Origin of the sequence: Roseateles puraquae, from assembly GCF_002205845.1 — a bacterium.
Lineage (GTDB): Bacteria > Pseudomonadota > Gammaproteobacteria > Burkholderiales > Burkholderiaceae_C > Pelomonas > Pelomonas puraquae.
The window spans coordinates 627,030-641,607 of the sequence record NZ_NISI01000001.1 but is presented as its reverse complement, the minus strand read 5'-3'; the positions used below and the strand labels follow the sequence as shown (position 1 = coordinate 641,607).

The window sequence follows — 14,578 nt, the reverse complement described above, 5'->3', positions numbered from 1 at the left end:
ATCTCGGGCCATTGTGGCGAGCTTGCCGTGAAATTTGTGAATCCCGTCCACAGGACTCGGCCATGAGCGCCGCGCCTGCTCGCCCCCGCCTCTTTCCTCTCACCTGGCCGCTGCTCCTGGAGCTGTTGCTGGGTATCGGCATCGGCGTCATCGGGACGGGCCTGGCAGCCCGGCTGTCAGACAACAGCGGCGCGGCCTTCGGCATCGCCAACCAGGTGTTCGCCGCGCTCTTCGTGCTGTTCCGGGTCATCGGCGCCGGGGTCAGCGTCGCGGTCACGCAAGCGCTCGGCGCCGGCCGGCGCGACCAGGCCGACGCCGTCGCCCGCGCCGTGGTGGGGGCCAGCACCTGGCTGGGCTTGGGCGGTGCCGCCGCCGCTTTGCTGGCTGCCGGGCCCATGCTCGCGCTGGTGAACACCCCGGCGGAGGTCGCCCCGCTGGCCCGCACCCTGCTGCAGACCCTGGCGCCGGCCCTGCTGCTGGACGCCTGGAACGCCAACATGTCCAGCGTCATGCGCGCCCACCTGCGCAGCCGCGAGGCGTTGTTCGTGGTGGTGGTCATCCAGGTCGTCACGCTGACCGTGGCCCTGCTGGCCATGCCGCACCTGGGCCTGGTCGGCTACGCGCTGGCGTGCATTGCCGGCCGCAGCATGGGCCTGGCCATGCACATCACGCTGTGGCGGGCCCGGCTGGACCTGCGGCTGCGTGCGGCCGACTGGTGGCGGCTGGTGCGTGCGCCGCTGGCGACCGTGCTGCACATCGGCATCCCTGGCGCGGCCGAGAACATCGCCTGGCGCGCCGCCTTCATGACGAGCCTCGCAGCCGTGGCGCAGCTCGGCGCGCATGCCCTGGCGACCCATGCCTACACGATGCAGTTCCTGCACGTCATCCTGATGTTCAGCCTGGCCATCGGGTTTGCGGTGGAGATCCTGGTGGGCCACATGATCGGCGCGGGAGAGTTGCATGCAGCCCACAAGCTGGTGCGCAAGTCGCTGGCGCTGGGCTTCGTGGTGGCCTTCCTGGTGGCGGGCAGCTTCGCCCTCTCCGGGCCCTGGCTGCTGGCCCAGTTCACGTCCGACCCCGAGATCATCGCCCTGGGTTGCACGCTGCTGTGGTGGACGGTTGTTCTGGAGCCGGGGCGAACCTTCAACCTGGTGGTGATCAACGCGCTGCGCGCCACCGGCGACGCCCGCTACCCGGTGCTGGCCGGCGCCGCGTCCATGGCCGTGGTGCTGGCGGGCGGCAGCTGGTTCCTGGGGGTGCACCTGGGCTGGGGCCTGGTGGGGGTCTGGATCGCCTACGCCGCCGATGAATGGATCCGCGGCCTGCTGATGTGGCGCCGATGGGCGACACTGGGGTGGTTGCCCCATGCCCGGGCCGCCCACCGCAAGCTGCGGCTGACCCGGCCGGGGTGAATCGGTATTTTCCTATCCAGTAAGACTTGAGGGATGTTTTCTACAATGCGCCCCTTTCGCCCGACCACTTCCACCCGCCCCATGACCTCCACCCTGACTCGACTCTCCCTGGCCCTGGCCCTCGTCAGCGGCGCAGCGCAAGCCCAGCAGCCCGCGGTCATCTTCGACATGGGCGGCAAGTTCGACAAATCCTTCAATCAGGCCGGCTACCAGGGGGCCGAGCAGTGGAAGAAGGAATCCGGCAAGACCTATCTCGAGTTCGAGATCAGCAACGACACCCAGCGCGTGCAGGCCATCCGCCGCATGGCCGAGCGGGGTGCCAGCCCCATCATCAGCATCGGTTTTGCCCAGGCGTCCGCGCTGCAGCAGGTGGCCAAGGACTTCCCCAAGACCCAGTTCGCGATCATCGACGCCAAGGTCGATCTGCCGAACGTGCAGTCGGTGCTCTTCAAGGAGCAGGAAGGCAGCTACCTCGTGGGCGCCATGGCGGCCCTGGCCAGCAAGACCGGCAAGGTCGGCTTCGTGGGCGGGATGGACATTCCGCTGATCCGCAAGTTCCAGTGCGGCTACGAGCAGGGCGCCAAGGCGACCAACCCGAAGATCGAGATCTTCTCCAACATGACCGGCACCACGTCCACCGCGTGGAACGACCCCACCCGTGGCGGTGAGCTGGCCAAGGCGCAGTTTGCCAAGGGCTCGGACGTCGTCTTCGCCGCGGCCGGTGGCACCGGCGTGGGCGTCTACCAGGCGGCCAAGGACGCCGGCAAGCTGGCCATCGGCGTCGACAGCAACCAGAACCACCTGCAGCCCGGCACCATGCTGACCTCCATGGTCAAGCGCGTGGACGTGGCCGTCTACAACGTGCTCAAGGGTTGGAAGCCCGGCGTGCAGGTACTGGGCCTGAAGGAAGGCGGCGTCGACTACGCGGCCGACGAGCACAACGCCAAGCTGCTCACCCCCGCCCTCAAGACCAAGGTTGACGCCGTCAAGGCGGACATCATCGCCGGCAAGGTGAAGGTGGCCGACTACATGGCCGACAACGCCTGCAAGTACTGAGAAGCTGTGAACGAACTCCACACGCCCGCTCATCCCGCCGCAACGCCGCCACTCTGCGTTGCAAATGCTCGCCGCAGCACGCGCTGCGGCTGCGCTTTGCGCCTTGATTGGCGACGCTGCGACGGTCTGCTCGGCCGCGCGGAGTCCCTTCACAGCTTCTGAGCCTCAACGTGAGCGCGTCAGTTGCTGTCCGCCTGCAGGCGATCTCCAAGCGCTTCGGCGCCGTGCAGGCCAACCGCGAGGTGTCCTTCGACATCGCGGCTGGCAGCGTGCACGGCCTGGTCGGCGAGAACGGCGCCGGCAAGAGCACCCTGATGGCCATCCTGTACGGCTACTACCATGCCGACAGCGGGTCCATCGAGGTGCACGGCCAGCCGGTGCAAATCGCCAACTCCCAGCAGGCCATCCAGCTGGGCATCGGCATGGTCCACCAGCATTTCATGCTGGTCGACACGCTGACCTGCCTTGAGAACATCATGCTCGGTGCCGAGGGCGGCTTCTTCCTGACGCCGTCCAAGGCCAAGGTGCGCGCCAAGCTCGAAGCCCTGATGGCCGAAACCGGCCTGCATGTGCAGCTCGACGCCGTCGTGGCTGACTTGCCGGTGGGCGAGTTGCAGCGGCTGGAGATCCTGAAGGCCCTGTACCGCGGCGCCAAGATCCTCATCCTGGACGAACCCACGGCGGTGCTGACGCCGCAGGAGACCGACCAGCTCTTCGTGACGCTGCGCCGCCTGCAGGAACTCGGCACGACGCTGATCCTGATCACGCACAAGCTGCGCGAGGTGATGAGCCTGTGCGGCGCCGTCACCGTGATGCGCGCCGGCCAGGTGGTCGAGACGCGCCACATCTCGCAATGGAGCGAGGCCGCATTGGCCGAATCCATGGTGGGCCGCAAGGTGACGCTGGGCCGGCCGGAGGGCCTGGAAATCAACGCCGGTGCGGTGCGCCTGCAGGCCAGCGGCCTGGCCTTGAAGCATGCCAACGGCGTGCCGGCGCTGCGCGATGTGAGCCTGACGCTGAAGGCCGGTGAGATCGTCGGCGTGGCTGGTGTGTCGGGCAACGGCCAGAGCGAGCTGCTCGAAGTGCTCAGCGGCTTGCGCGCCCCCGAGGCTGGCCGCCTCGAAGTCGGCGGCCAGACCTTCACGCCGGCCGCTTGGCTGGACACGGCACAGGCCCGCCCGCTGCGGCTGGCCCATGTCCCGGAAGACCGCCACGCCGTCGGCCTGGTGATGAGCTTCCCGGCCTGGGAGTCGGCCGTGCTGGGCTACCACGGCCTGCCGAAATACCTCAAGGGCGCGGCCATGAACCACGCCGCCATGAAGGCCGCCACGCGCGAGATGCAGGAACGCTTCGACGTACGCCCGCGCGACGAGAACCTCGGCTCCAGCAAGTTTTCCGGCGGCAACCAGCAAAAGCTCATCCTGGCGCGTGAGATCGGCGAGCAGCCGACCGTGCTGCTGGTGGGCCAGCCCACGCGCGGTGTCGATATCGGTGCCATCGAATTCATCCACAACCAGTTGCGTGCGCTGCGCGACGCGGGCTGCGCGGTGCTGCTGGTCAGCAGTGAACTCGACGAGATCCTGGCCCTGGCCGACCGGGTCGTCGTCATGAACGCCGGGCGCATCACGGGCGAGCTGTCCATCGACCAATGCGATGAGCGGCGCCTGGGCCTGCTGATGGCCGCACAAGAAGAACGAGTCGCGGCATGAGCCAACCTCTGCAACTTCCCCGCTGGATCGACATTGGCCTGCTGCCGCTGTGGAACCTCGCCATCGCGCTGCTGGTGGCGGGTCTCGTGGTCATGGTCATCGGCCACAGCCCCTGGCAGGCGCTGACCGTGCTGCTCAACGGCGCACTCGGCAGCGTGCGCGGCCTGGGCTATTCGCTGTACTACGCCACCACCTTCATCTTCACCGGGCTGGCCGTGGCGGTGGCCATCCACGCAGGCCTGTTCAACATCGGCGGCGAGGGCCAGGCGACGTTGGGCGGCATTGGCGTCGCGCTGACGGCGCTGTGGTTGGGCGCCAAGCTGCCGGCGGTCGTGCTGCTGCCGCTGCTGGTGGTGGCTGCGGCGCTGTTCGGCATGCTGTGGGCCGCGGTGCCGGCCTACCTGCAGGCCTGGCGCGGCAGCCACATCGTCATCACGACGATCATGTTCAACTTCCTGGCGGCGGGCCTCAATGGCTACCTGCTGGTGAACTGGCTGCGCCCGGCTGACAGCATGTCGGTCGAATCCGCCGAGTTTGCCCAGGCGGCGCGCATGCCGGCCCTGCACCAGATCGCGGCCTACTTCGGTGTCGAACTGCCGTCCTCACCGCTGAACCTCAGCCTGCTCATCGCGCTGGTGGCCTGCGTCTTCGTGGGTTGGTTCCTGTGGAAGAGTGCGGCCGGCTATGCGGTGCGTGCGGTGGGCAGCGCGCCGCGTGCCGCCCACTACGCCGGCATCCGCCCGCGCGCCCAGGTGCTGCTGGCCATGGCCATCTCCGGGGCGCTGGCGGGCATGGTCGGCATCAACGAAATCTCTGGCGTGCAGGGCAAGCTCACGCTGGACTTCGTCGCCGGCGCGGGCTTCACCGGCATCGCGGTGTCCCTGATGGGTCGCAACCATCCCATCGGCATCGTGCTGGCCTCGCTGCTCTTCGGCGTGCTCTACCAGGGCGGTGTCGAGGTGTCGTTCGAGCTGCAGGGCTTCAGCCGCGAAATGGTGGTGACCGCGCAGGGCCTGATCGTGTTGTTCTCCGGCGCCATGGCCACCGTCAGTGCGCCGCTGTTCGCCCGCGTTTACGCCGCACTGAAAGGAGGCCGCTGATGGATGAGGTGCTGATCGCCTCGGTGCTGGCATCCACGCTGCGCGTCAGCGCGCCGCTGCTGCTGTGCGCCATGGCCGGCGTGCTGTCCGAGCGGGCCGGCGTGGTCGACCTGGGGCTGGAAGGCAAGATGCTCTTCGCCGCCTTCGCCGCCGCGGCGACCGCGTCCGTCACGCACTCCACGGGCCTCGGTCTGCTCGCGGCCATGGCCGTGGCCTGCTGTGCTTCGCTGGTGCATGGCTATGCCTGCGTGACGAACCGTGGCGACCAGGTCGTGTCGGGCGTCGCGCTCAACATGATTGCGGCTGGCTTGACCGTGGTGCTGGGCATTGCGTGGTTCCAGCAGGGCGGGCAGACGCCGCCCATCGCGCCCGAAGTGCGCCTGACCGCCATGGCGCCGGCCTTTGCCGAGCCGCAGGCCGGCCAATGGTTCGCCTCGGTGTTCGGCCATGGCCTGCTGAGCCACAACGTGCTCGTCTACGTGGCCTTCCTGATGGTCGCGGCGGTGTGGTTCTTCCTGGAGCGCACCCGCCCGGGCCTGCGCCTGCGCGCGGTGGGTGAGAACCCGGCCATGGTGGAGGCGGCCGGCATGTCGGTGCAGGGCCTGCGCTACCAGGCGCTGTTGATGAATGGCGTGCTCTGCGGCTTGGCGGGCTCCTACCTGACCCTGGCGCAGAACGCTTCCTTCTCGCCCAACATGACCGCCGGTCGCGGCTTCATCGCGCTGGCCGCCATGATTTTTGGCAAGTGGAAGCCACTGCCCACGATGGCGGCCTGCCTGCTGTTCGGTTTCCTGGATGCCGTGGCCATCCGGCTGCAAGGCGTGCAGCTGCCAGGCGTCGGAGAGGTGCCGGTGCAGCTCATCCAGGCGCTGCCCTACATCCTGACGGTTGTGCTGCTGGCCGGCTTCATCGGCTCGGCCATCGCCCCGAAGGCGCTCGGCCGCCCCTACGTCAAGGAGCGCTGAAGTGGAGCTGAGTCAGGAGCTGCTCGACCGCCTGCTGGCCGAATCGCTGCGTGCGCGCGACCTGGCCCATGCGCCGTATTCCAAGTACCGCGTCGGTGTCGCCATCCTCGACGAGCAGGGCCGCATCCATGTTGGCGCCAACATGGAGAACGCCTCCTTCCCGCAGGGCTGGTGCGCCGAGCCTTCCGCCCTGACGGCCATGATCATGGCCGGCGGCAAGCGCGCCGTGGCGGCCCTGGTCACGGGGCCGGGCCCCGACATCATCACCCCCTGCGGCGGCTGCCGCCAGAAGCTGCGCGAGTTCTCGGTTCCCGAGGAACTCGTCATCATTGCCGGTGATCCAGGTGGCATCCGCCAGCGCTGGACCCTGGCCGAACTCCTGCCCCTCAGCTTCGGGCCGGACCATCTCAAGTTCTGAGGTACCTCATGATCGACAACAAGAAGCTCGACGTCGCGATCCCCGCGAGCGTCGACAAGCTGCAATCCCTGTTCGGCAATGCGCCTGAAGTGGCCGTGGTGCTCGGTTCCGGCTGGGCCGGCGCCGTGAGCCATGTGCAGGAGCCGCAAAGCCTGCCCTACACCGAGCTGCCGGCGTTTCCGCAGCCCAAGGTCGAGGGGCACGTCAACGAGGTCGTCGTTGGCCACATCGGCGGCCAGCGTGTCATCTTCCTGCGCGGCCGTGCGCACACCTACGAAACCGGCGACTGCACCGGCATGGCCGGCGCGCTGCGCACGCTCAAGACCTGGGGCGTGAAGCTGCTGCTGCAAACCAACGCTTCCGGCTCCCTGCGCGGCCACATGCCGCCCGGCAGCCTGATGCTGATCGCCGACCACATCAATGCGCCACAGCGCAGCCCGCTGGTAGGCGAGCAGGGCAGCCATCGCTTCGTCGACATGGTCAACGCCTACGACGCCGACCTGCGCAAGCACGCGCTGGCGCTGGCCAAGCGCGAGAACCTGATGCTGGGCGAAGGCGTGTACTGCTGGGCCCTGGGCCCGCAGTTCGAGACTGCCGCAGAGATCCGCATGTTCGCTGCCTGGGGCGCCGACGCCGTCGGCATGAGCACCGTGCCCGAGACCATCCTGGCCCGCCACGCCGGCCTGAAGGTCATGGGCATCGCACTCATGACCAACATGGCCGCCGGCCTCTCGGCCGAGGCGTTGACGCACGACCTGACCCTCAAGCAGGCGCAGATGTCGGGCGAGCGCGCCGCTGGCTTCCTGGCCGCGCTGGTGGCCAGCCTCAAGGACGTGGCGCTGTGACCACCGACCTCAAGGCTGCCGCGCGGACCGCGCTGGCCTGCCTGGACCTGACCAGCCTGAACGACGGCGACACCGCCGCCGACATCGACGCGCTGTGCCGCCGTGCTCAAACCGCCCACGGCCCGGTGGCTGCCGTGTGCGTCTGGCCGCGTTTCGTCGCCCAGGCGCGAGCTGCCCTGCCTGCCGGCATCAAGGTTGCCGCGGTCGCGAACTTCCCCGACGGGGCGCTGGACCAGGCTCGCGCGCTGGCCGATGTGGCCACCATCGCGCAGGCTGGGGGTGACGAGGTCGACGTGGTGCTGCCCTACCGCGCACTCATGGCCGGGCAGTCGACCGAGGTCGCCGAGTTCCTGTCCGAAGTGCGCTTTGCCAGCCGCCCGCTGACGCTCAAGGTCATCATCGAGTCGGGTGAGTTGCAAACGCCTGAACTCATCGCCCAGGCCACGCGCCTGGCGCTGGCGGCCGGTGCAGATTTCGTGAAGACCAGCACCGGCAAGACCCCGACCGGCGCCACCCCCGCGGCCGCCGCCGTGATGCTCAAGGAGATCCAGGCCAGCGGTCTGCCGTCCGCCGGCTTCAAGGCCTCGGGTGGCGTGCGCTCGGTGGCCGACGCCGCGGGCTATATCGCCCAAGCCGACGCGGCGCTGGGTGCCCAGGCGCTGAACCCGCAGCGCCTGCGCTTCGGCGCCAGTGGCCTGCTGACCGACATCGAAGCCGTGCTCGGTGGCGCTGCCTCCACCGCCTCGAACGCCGCCTACTGATCCTTCACGACCATGCTCGCCCAAGAAATCATCCGCGCCAAGCGCGACGGCCAGGCGCTCAACGAAGCGCAGATCAACCACTTCGTCCGCGGCCTCGTGGACAACTCCTGGAGCGAAGGCCAGGTGGCTGCGCTCGGCATGGCCGTGTTCCTGCGGGGCATGGGCCGTGACGAGGCCGTGCTGCTGACCCGCGCCATGATGAACTCCGGCCGCGTGATGCGCTGGCCCGACATGCCGGGTCCCATCCTCGACAAGCACAGCAGCGGCGGCGTGGGCGACAAGGTCAGCCTCATGCTCGCGCCCATGGTGGCGGCCTGTGGCGGCTACGTGCCGATGATCGCGGGCCGCGGCCTCGGCCACACCGGCGGCACGGTCGACAAGCTCGAAGCCATCCCGGGCTATTCGACGACGCCCGACCCGGCCAAGTTCGACCAGCTCGTGCGTTCCTTGGGTTGCGCCATCATTGGCCAGACGGCCGACCTGGCCCCGGCCGACAAGCGCTTCTACGCCACGCGCGACGTGACGGCCACGGTCGAGAGCGTGCCGCTCATTACCGCCAGCATCCTGTCCAAGAAGCTCGCCGCCGGCCTGGAAGGCCTGGCCATGGACATCAAGTGCGGCAACGGCGCCTTTGCCGCCACGCCCGAGTTCGCGCGCGAACTGGCCGAGAGCATCGTGGCCGTCGCCGGTGGTGCCGGCCTGCGTACCAGGGCGCTCATCACCGACATGAACCAGATCCTGGGCACCGACGTCGGCAACGCGCTGGAGATCTGGGAGACGGTGCGCTACCTCAAGGGTGACGGCCCGCGTGAGGCCCGCCTGCACGAGGTGACGCTGGCGCTGTGCGCCGAGATGCTGGTGCTGGGCAACCTGGCATCCGACACCGCCGCCGCGCGTGTGAAGCTGCAAGCCGCGCTGGACAGCGGCGCCGCGGCCGAGAAGTTCGCGCAGATGGTTTCCGCCCTCGGCGGCCCGGCCGACCTGCTCGACAAGCCGGCCCAGTACCTCGCTGCTGCGCCGGTCGTGAAGCCCGTGCCCGCACCGCGTGCCGGGGTGCTGCAAGCCATGGCCACGCGCGATCTCGGCGTGCTGATCGTCGAGCTGGGCGGTGGCCGGCGCAAGGCGGGTGACGCCATCGACATGCGCGTCGGCTTCTCGTCCGTGCAGCCGGTCGGCACCCGCTTCGCCGCCGGTGAGCCGCTGGCCCTGGTGCACGCCGCCGACGAGGCTGCGGCCGATCGTGCGGTGGTCTCGTACCTGGCCGCCTGCACGCTGGGCGACGCCGACTTGGCCGCGGCGCCGATGGTCATGGCCGAGGTGGGCTGATGAGCGACGACCAAGACGGCCAGCAGCCCGGCCAGCCACCGCGCCGGGCCATCAAGAGCTTCGTCACCCGCGCCGGCCGCATGGGCACCGGCCAGATAAAGGCTCTGGCGGAGCTGGGCCCGAAGTTCGTGTTGCCCTACAAGGCCGAGAAGCTCGACCTCGCCGCTACCTTCGGCCGCACGGCGCCTGTGGTGCTGGAGATCGGCTTCGGCATGGGCGGCGCGACCGCCGAGATCGCGGCCACGCTGCCCGACCATGACTTCATCGGCTGCGAGGTGCACGAGCCCGGCGTGGGCGCGCTGCTCAAGCTCATCGACGAGAAGCAACTGGGCAACATTCGCATCGTCCAGCACGACGCGGTCGAGGTGCTGCGCGACATGGTGGGCGAGGGCGTGCTCGCAGGCGTTCACATCTTCTTCCCCGACCCCTGGCACAAGAAGCGCCACAACAAGCGCCGGCTCATCCAGCCCGCGTTCGTGGCGCAGCTTGTGAAGCACATCGCCCCGGGCGGCTACCTGCACTGCGCGACCGACTGGCAGCCTTATGCCGAGCAGATGCTCGAGGTGCTGAGCGCCGAGCCGGCCCTCCTGAATACCGCGGCCGCGGCAACCGGTTATGCTGACAAGCCCGCCTACCGGCCCCTGACCAAGTTCGAGGCTCGTGGGCTGCGTCTCGGCCACGGGGTCTGGGACCTGGTGTTCAGGAAGCGTTAGTCCTAACAAGCCCATGACAAGTCCACTGCACGGCAAGCACCTCCTGCTCGCAATGACCGGCGGCATCGCCGGCTACAAGATCGCCGAATTGACGCGGCTGCTGGTGAAGGCAGGCGCGAGCGTGCAGGTCATGATGACCGAGGCGGCCGAGCAGTTCATCACTGCGGTCACGATGCAGGCGTTGTCGGGCCGGCCGGTCTACACCTCGCAGTGGGACACGCGCCCGGGCAACAACATGGCCCACATCAATCTCAGCCGGGAGGCGGATGCGATGGTGGTGGCGCCGGCGAGTGCCGACGCCATCGCGGCCCTGGCGCAGGGCAGGGCGGACGACCTCATCAGCCTGACCGCGCTGGCCCGCCGCATCGGCGAATGCCCGCTTTTCATCGTGCCGGCGATGAACCGCGAGATGTGGGCGCATCCGGCCACGCAGCGCAACGTGGTGCAGGCCAAGGCCGACGGCGCGCATCTCATCGGCCCCGCCAGCGGTGACCAGGCCTGCGGCGAGACGGGCGACGGCCGCATGCTGGAAGCCCAGGAGATCTTCGACGAGATCGAAGGCCGCCTCGCGCCCAAGCCCCTGCGCGGCCGCAATGTGCTGGTGACTGCGGGCCCCACCTTTGAGCCTATCGACCCGGTGCGCGGCATCACCAACCACAGCAGCGGCAAGATGGGCTTCGCCATCGCGCGTGCAGCGGCCGAGGCGGGCGCCATCGTCACGCTGGTGGCCGGCCCGGTGCACCTGTCCACGCCGCGCCATGTGCGCCGCATCGACGTGCAGACCGCGCGTGAGATGCACGACGCCGTGCTGCGCCAGGCACCCGGGCAGCATGCCTTCATCGCCACGGCCGCCGTGGCGGACTGGCGGCCCGTCGAGGTGCATGAGCACAAGCTCAAGAAGGCCGAAGGCGGCGCGACCGCGCCCACCATCGCGATGACCGAGAACCCCGACATCCTGGCCGAGGTCGCGCGCCTGCCGTCGCCTCCCTACTGCGTGGGCTTCGCGGCCGAGAGCGAGAAGCTCGCCGAGCATGCCGACGCCAAGCGCCGCCGCAAGGGCATCCCGCTCATCGTCGCCAACCTGGGCCCGGCCACCTTCGGCCGAGACGACAACGCACTGCTGCTCATCGACGAGCAGGGCCAGCGCGAACTGCCCGAAGGCGGCGGCACGGCCGACAAGCTCAGCCTCGCCCGCGCGCTGATCGCAGAACTTTCCAGAAGACTCGGATGACCCCCATCGACCTGCAAGTGCTCGACCCCCGCATGGCCGAGCAGATCCCTGCCTACGCCACGCCCGGCAGCGCCGGCCTGGACCTGCGCGCCTGCCTGGACGCCGCCATCACGCTCGAGCCGAGCCAGACGACGCTGATCCCCACCGGCCTGGCCATCCATATCGGTGACCCGGGACTTGCCGCCATCATCCTGCCCCGCTCCGGCCTGGGCCACAAGCACGGCATCGTGCTGGGCAACCTGGTCGGCCTGATCGACAGCGACTACCAGGGCCAGCTCATGGTGAGCTGCTGGAACCGCGGCCAGACGGCCTTCACCATCCAGCCCTTCGAGCGCATCGCGCAGCTCGTCGTCGTGCCGGTGGTGCAGGCCACGTTCCGCCGTGTCGACAGCTTCGAAGCGTCAGACCGCGGCGCGGGCGGCTTCGGGTCGACCGGCAAGGCTTGAAAAAAGGGCGCCATCGGCGCCCTGGGGTGTCAGTGAATCGGTTCGTCCGGTGGTGCGCCGGTCTGGACCATGAAGATGGGCTCACCGACCGACCCCGCCTGCACTTCCTCTTCGGTCGCCGCGCGCACATCCAACAGCGTGAGGTGCATGCGCAGGCCGATGCCGGCCAGCGGGTGGTTGCCATCGAGCACCACATGCTCGGGGTAGACCTCGGTCACGGTGTACACCGCCTCCGCGGGCATGCCTTCGGTGGCGGCGCCTTCGGGCAGGCCCTCGAACTGCATGCCCGGCTCCACGTCCTTCGGGAACAGGGCGCGGGCCTCGAAGCAGACGAGGTTGGAGTCGTAGTCGCCGAAGGCCTCTTCAGGCTGCAGGGCGATGTCCGTCTCGAAGCCGGCTTCCTGGCCTTCCAGGGCGGTCTCGACCTTGGCGAACAGGTCGTCACCCCCCACCAGGAACTCCATCGATTCGGCCAGCTCATCGATGAGCTGGCCTTGGGCATCTTCCAGTCTCCAACGCAGGGAGACGACACAGGGGCGGGTCACTTGCATGGCGGCATTTTCGCATCGGCACAATGCCCGCATGCAGATCGACCTCCCGACCCCCATGCTCGCCGGCCTGAGCCCGGCGCAATTCATGCGCAAGCACTGGCAGAAGAAGCCGCTGCTGGTGCGCCAGGCCTTCCGTGGCGCCACGCCGCCGGCCTCGCTCAAGGAGCTGGCGGCGCTGGCGTCGCGAGACGACGTCGAGTCCCGATTGGTGACGGCCTTCGGCGGCGACTGGAAGCTCAAGCACGGCCCCATCGCCCGCCTGCCTGCGATGAGCAAGCCCGGTTGGACCCTGCTGGTGCAGGGGCTGGACCAGCATCTGCCTCAGGCACGGGCGTTGCTGGACCTGTTTCGCTTCGCGCCAGATGCGCGGCTGGACGACTTGATGCTGTCGATCGCCAGCGATGGCGGTGGCGTGGGGCCGCACTTCGATTCCTACGACGTTTTCCTGATCCAGCTCGGCGGCCGTCGGCGCTGGCGCATCGGCGCGCAGAAGGATGCGGTGCTGCGCGATGACGTGCCGCTGAAGATCATCGCGAACTTCAAGCCCGAGCAAGACTTCGTGCTGGAGGCGGGCGACATGCTCTACCTGCCGCCCGGCTGGGCGCACGACGGCATCGCCGTCGGCCCGGGTTGCTTCACGGCCTCGGTGGGCTTTCGCGCTTCCAGCGCCGAGGGCCTCGCCGCTGAGTTGCTGCCCCGTCTGCTGGACGACGTCGACAGTGCCGGCAAGCTCTACGCTGACCCGCGCCAGCCCGCGACCACGGAGCCTGCGCGTGTGCCGGCCGATCTGCTGGCGTTTGCGCGGCGTGCGGTTGAGGCCGCGGTGCAGCGGCCCAAGGCGCTGGAGCGTGCGCTCGGCGAGGCCCTGACAGAGCCGAAGCCGACGGTGTGGTTCGAGGTCAGCGACCCACTGCCCTCGGGACTGGGTGCCATGCTCGACCGCCGCAGCCGCATGCTCTATGACGACGCGCATGTGTTCCTGAACGGCGAGAGCTTTCGTGCGGCGGGCCGGGATGCCACGCTGATGCGTCGCCTCGCGGATGCGCGTCAGCTGACGCCGCGTGAGGTCGAACGGCTGTCCCCAGGCGCACGCGAACTGCTCGACCAGTGGACCGAGGACGGCTGGGTGCAGCCGTGGCAGCCATGAAGGCCCAGACCTTTTCGGGCCGGGCCGAGTTCCAGCGGCTGATGGTCGAGATGCTGGGCTGGATCTCGGCACAGGGCTGCCGCGAGGTGCATGCCTGGGATGACAGCTTTGTCGACTGGCCCTTGTCGGACGCGCAGGCGCTGGCGTCGCTCACCAGTTGGGCGCGTGCCGGGCGCCAATTGCATCTGCTGGCCGTGCAGTACGAGGACATCGCCCGCCGCCATCCGCGGTTCGTGCGCTGGCGGCGTGACTTCGCCCACTGCATAACGGCCCGGGCGGTGGAGCCGGAGTTGCGGCTTGAAGGCGCGCCGGAAAGCTTGCTGATGGCTGTCTGTGCCGAGTCCACGGTGACGCTGCGCCTGTTCGACCGGCATCTTTGGCGGGGCGAGATCAGCCTGGAAGCCGCCCAGCGGCTGCGCGGGCTTGAATGGTTTGATGCCGTTGCACAACGTTCGAGCGAATCATTTGCGCCCACGACTTTGGGGTTGTGACCGAAGCTGTCGCGCAAACCCCTATAATTGTTGGCTAGGCGAGGGAAGCGCTCGAGGTTTTCCGCGTCTTGTTCTGTCGGGGTCGGCAGTCGGTGTGAAAAACGCACTGGCGCACGACCCCAAAATTATGGTGTGCACCGTCGTATCAACGTTTGAGGACAAGTATGAATAAGTCGATCCTGTTGGCTTCCCTGCTGGCTGCTGCTGCTCTGACCGCTTGCAGCAAGAAGGAAGAACCCAAGGTTGAGGCCCCGGCCCCCGTCGCCGCTCCCGCCCCGGCCGCTTCGGAAGCTGCTTCGGCTGCTGCCAGCGCTGTGGACGCCGGCGCTTCGGCTGTCGACGCTGGCGCTTCGGCTGCCTCGAAGTAATCACTTCGTCCCCACGAGAAAAGCCGTCGCTGCGAAAGC

At 68.7% G+C, this 14,578-nt stretch carries 15 protein-coding genes; 14 read left to right on the top strand and 1 reads right to left on the bottom strand.

Going from position 1 to position 14,578, the window contains the following annotated elements; all coding sequences use genetic code 11:
- The first annotated feature begins 62 nt into the window (after positions 1 to 62).
- The 12 genes from CDO81_RS02935 (at position 63) to dut (ending at position 11,982) form a co-directional block, all read left to right on the top strand.
- Entirely contained in the window at positions 63 to 1,412 is a 1,350-nt protein-coding gene (locus CDO81_RS02935; protein ID WP_088481642.1) for an MATE family efflux transporter, read from the top strand.
- An 81-nt stretch (positions 1,413 to 1,493) separates the two neighbouring features.
- Positions 1,494 to 2,468 carry a BMP family lipoprotein gene (locus CDO81_RS02930; RefSeq protein ID WP_088481641.1) on the top strand — a complete coding sequence of 325 codons (975 nt, stop codon included), beginning with the start codon at positions 1,494 to 1,496 and terminating at the stop codon, positions 2,466 to 2,468.
- Between the two features lie 170 nt (positions 2,469 to 2,638).
- Complete coding sequence (locus tag CDO81_RS02925; protein ID WP_241516820.1) at positions 2,639 to 4,177, top strand: ABC transporter ATP-binding protein; 1,539 nt, start codon at positions 2,639 to 2,641, stop codon at positions 4,175 to 4,177.
- Entirely contained in the window at positions 4,174 to 5,277 is a 1,104-nt protein-coding gene (locus CDO81_RS02920; protein WP_088481640.1) for an ABC transporter permease, read from the top strand. The genes CDO81_RS02925 and CDO81_RS02920 overlap by 4 nt, the downstream gene beginning before the upstream one ends.
- Positions 5,277 to 6,242 (top strand): ABC transporter permease, encoded by a 966-nt coding sequence (locus CDO81_RS02915; protein ID WP_088481639.1) that lies wholly within the window; start codon positions 5,277 to 5,279, stop codon positions 6,240 to 6,242. The genes CDO81_RS02920 and CDO81_RS02915 overlap by 1 nt, the downstream gene beginning before the upstream one ends.
- Position 6,243: 1 nt before the next feature.
- On the top strand, positions 6,244 to 6,660 hold the full coding sequence (gene cdd / locus CDO81_RS02910; RefSeq protein WP_206602060.1) for a cytidine deaminase: 417 nt from the start codon (positions 6,244 to 6,246) through the stop codon (positions 6,658 to 6,660).
- Between the two features lie 8 nt (positions 6,661 to 6,668).
- A complete protein-coding gene (locus CDO81_RS02905; protein ID WP_088481638.1) occupies positions 6,669 to 7,505 on the top strand; it encodes a purine-nucleoside phosphorylase in 837 nt (278 codons plus the stop codon).
- Positions 7,502 to 8,266, top strand: coding sequence for a deoxyribose-phosphate aldolase (gene deoC, locus CDO81_RS02900; RefSeq protein WP_088481637.1), 765 nt, complete (start codon positions 7,502 to 7,504; stop codon positions 8,264 to 8,266). Before CDO81_RS02905 ends, deoC begins: the two co-directional genes overlap by 4 nt.
- A 12-nt stretch (positions 8,267 to 8,278) precedes the next feature.
- Positions 8,279 to 9,592: a thymidine phosphorylase gene (deoA, locus tag CDO81_RS02895; protein ID WP_088481636.1), complete on the top strand. Its 1,314-nt coding sequence runs from the start codon at positions 8,279 to 8,281 to the stop codon at positions 9,590 to 9,592.
- The gene (gene trmB / locus CDO81_RS02890) at positions 9,592 to 10,305 is read left to right on the top strand and encodes a tRNA (guanosine(46)-N7)-methyltransferase TrmB (RefSeq protein WP_088481635.1); all 714 of its coding nucleotides are present in this window, start codon (positions 9,592 to 9,594) and stop codon (positions 10,303 to 10,305) included. The genes deoA and trmB overlap by 1 nt, the downstream gene beginning before the upstream one ends.
- A 13-nt stretch (positions 10,306 to 10,318) precedes the next feature.
- Complete coding sequence (coaBC, locus tag CDO81_RS02885) at positions 10,319 to 11,536, top strand: bifunctional phosphopantothenoylcysteine decarboxylase/phosphopantothenate--cysteine ligase CoaBC (protein ID WP_088481634.1); 1,218 nt, start codon at positions 10,319 to 10,321, stop codon at positions 11,534 to 11,536.
- Entirely contained in the window at positions 11,533 to 11,982 is a 450-nt protein-coding gene (dut, locus tag CDO81_RS02880) for a dUTP diphosphatase (protein ID WP_088481633.1), read from the top strand. The genes coaBC and dut overlap by 4 nt, the downstream gene beginning before the upstream one ends.
- A gap of 29 nt (positions 11,983 to 12,011) precedes the next feature.
- Here dut and CDO81_RS02875 read toward each other — a convergent pair whose 3' ends face one another.
- Positions 12,012 to 12,533, bottom strand: coding sequence for an FKBP-type peptidyl-prolyl cis-trans isomerase (locus CDO81_RS02875; protein WP_088481632.1), 522 nt, complete (start codon positions 12,531 to 12,533; stop codon positions 12,012 to 12,014).
- 31 nt (positions 12,534 to 12,564) lie between these two features.
- Between CDO81_RS02875 and CDO81_RS02870 the strand changes: the two genes are divergently transcribed.
- Complete coding sequence (locus CDO81_RS02870; RefSeq protein ID WP_088481631.1) at positions 12,565 to 13,680, top strand: JmjC domain-containing protein; 1,116 nt, start codon at positions 12,565 to 12,567, stop codon at positions 13,678 to 13,680.
- Positions 13,677 to 14,171 (top strand): hypothetical protein, encoded by a 495-nt coding sequence (locus CDO81_RS02865; protein WP_088481630.1) that lies wholly within the window; start codon positions 13,677 to 13,679, stop codon positions 14,169 to 14,171. Before CDO81_RS02870 ends, CDO81_RS02865 begins: the two co-directional genes overlap by 4 nt.
- Positions 14,172 to 14,578 lie beyond the last annotated feature (407 nt).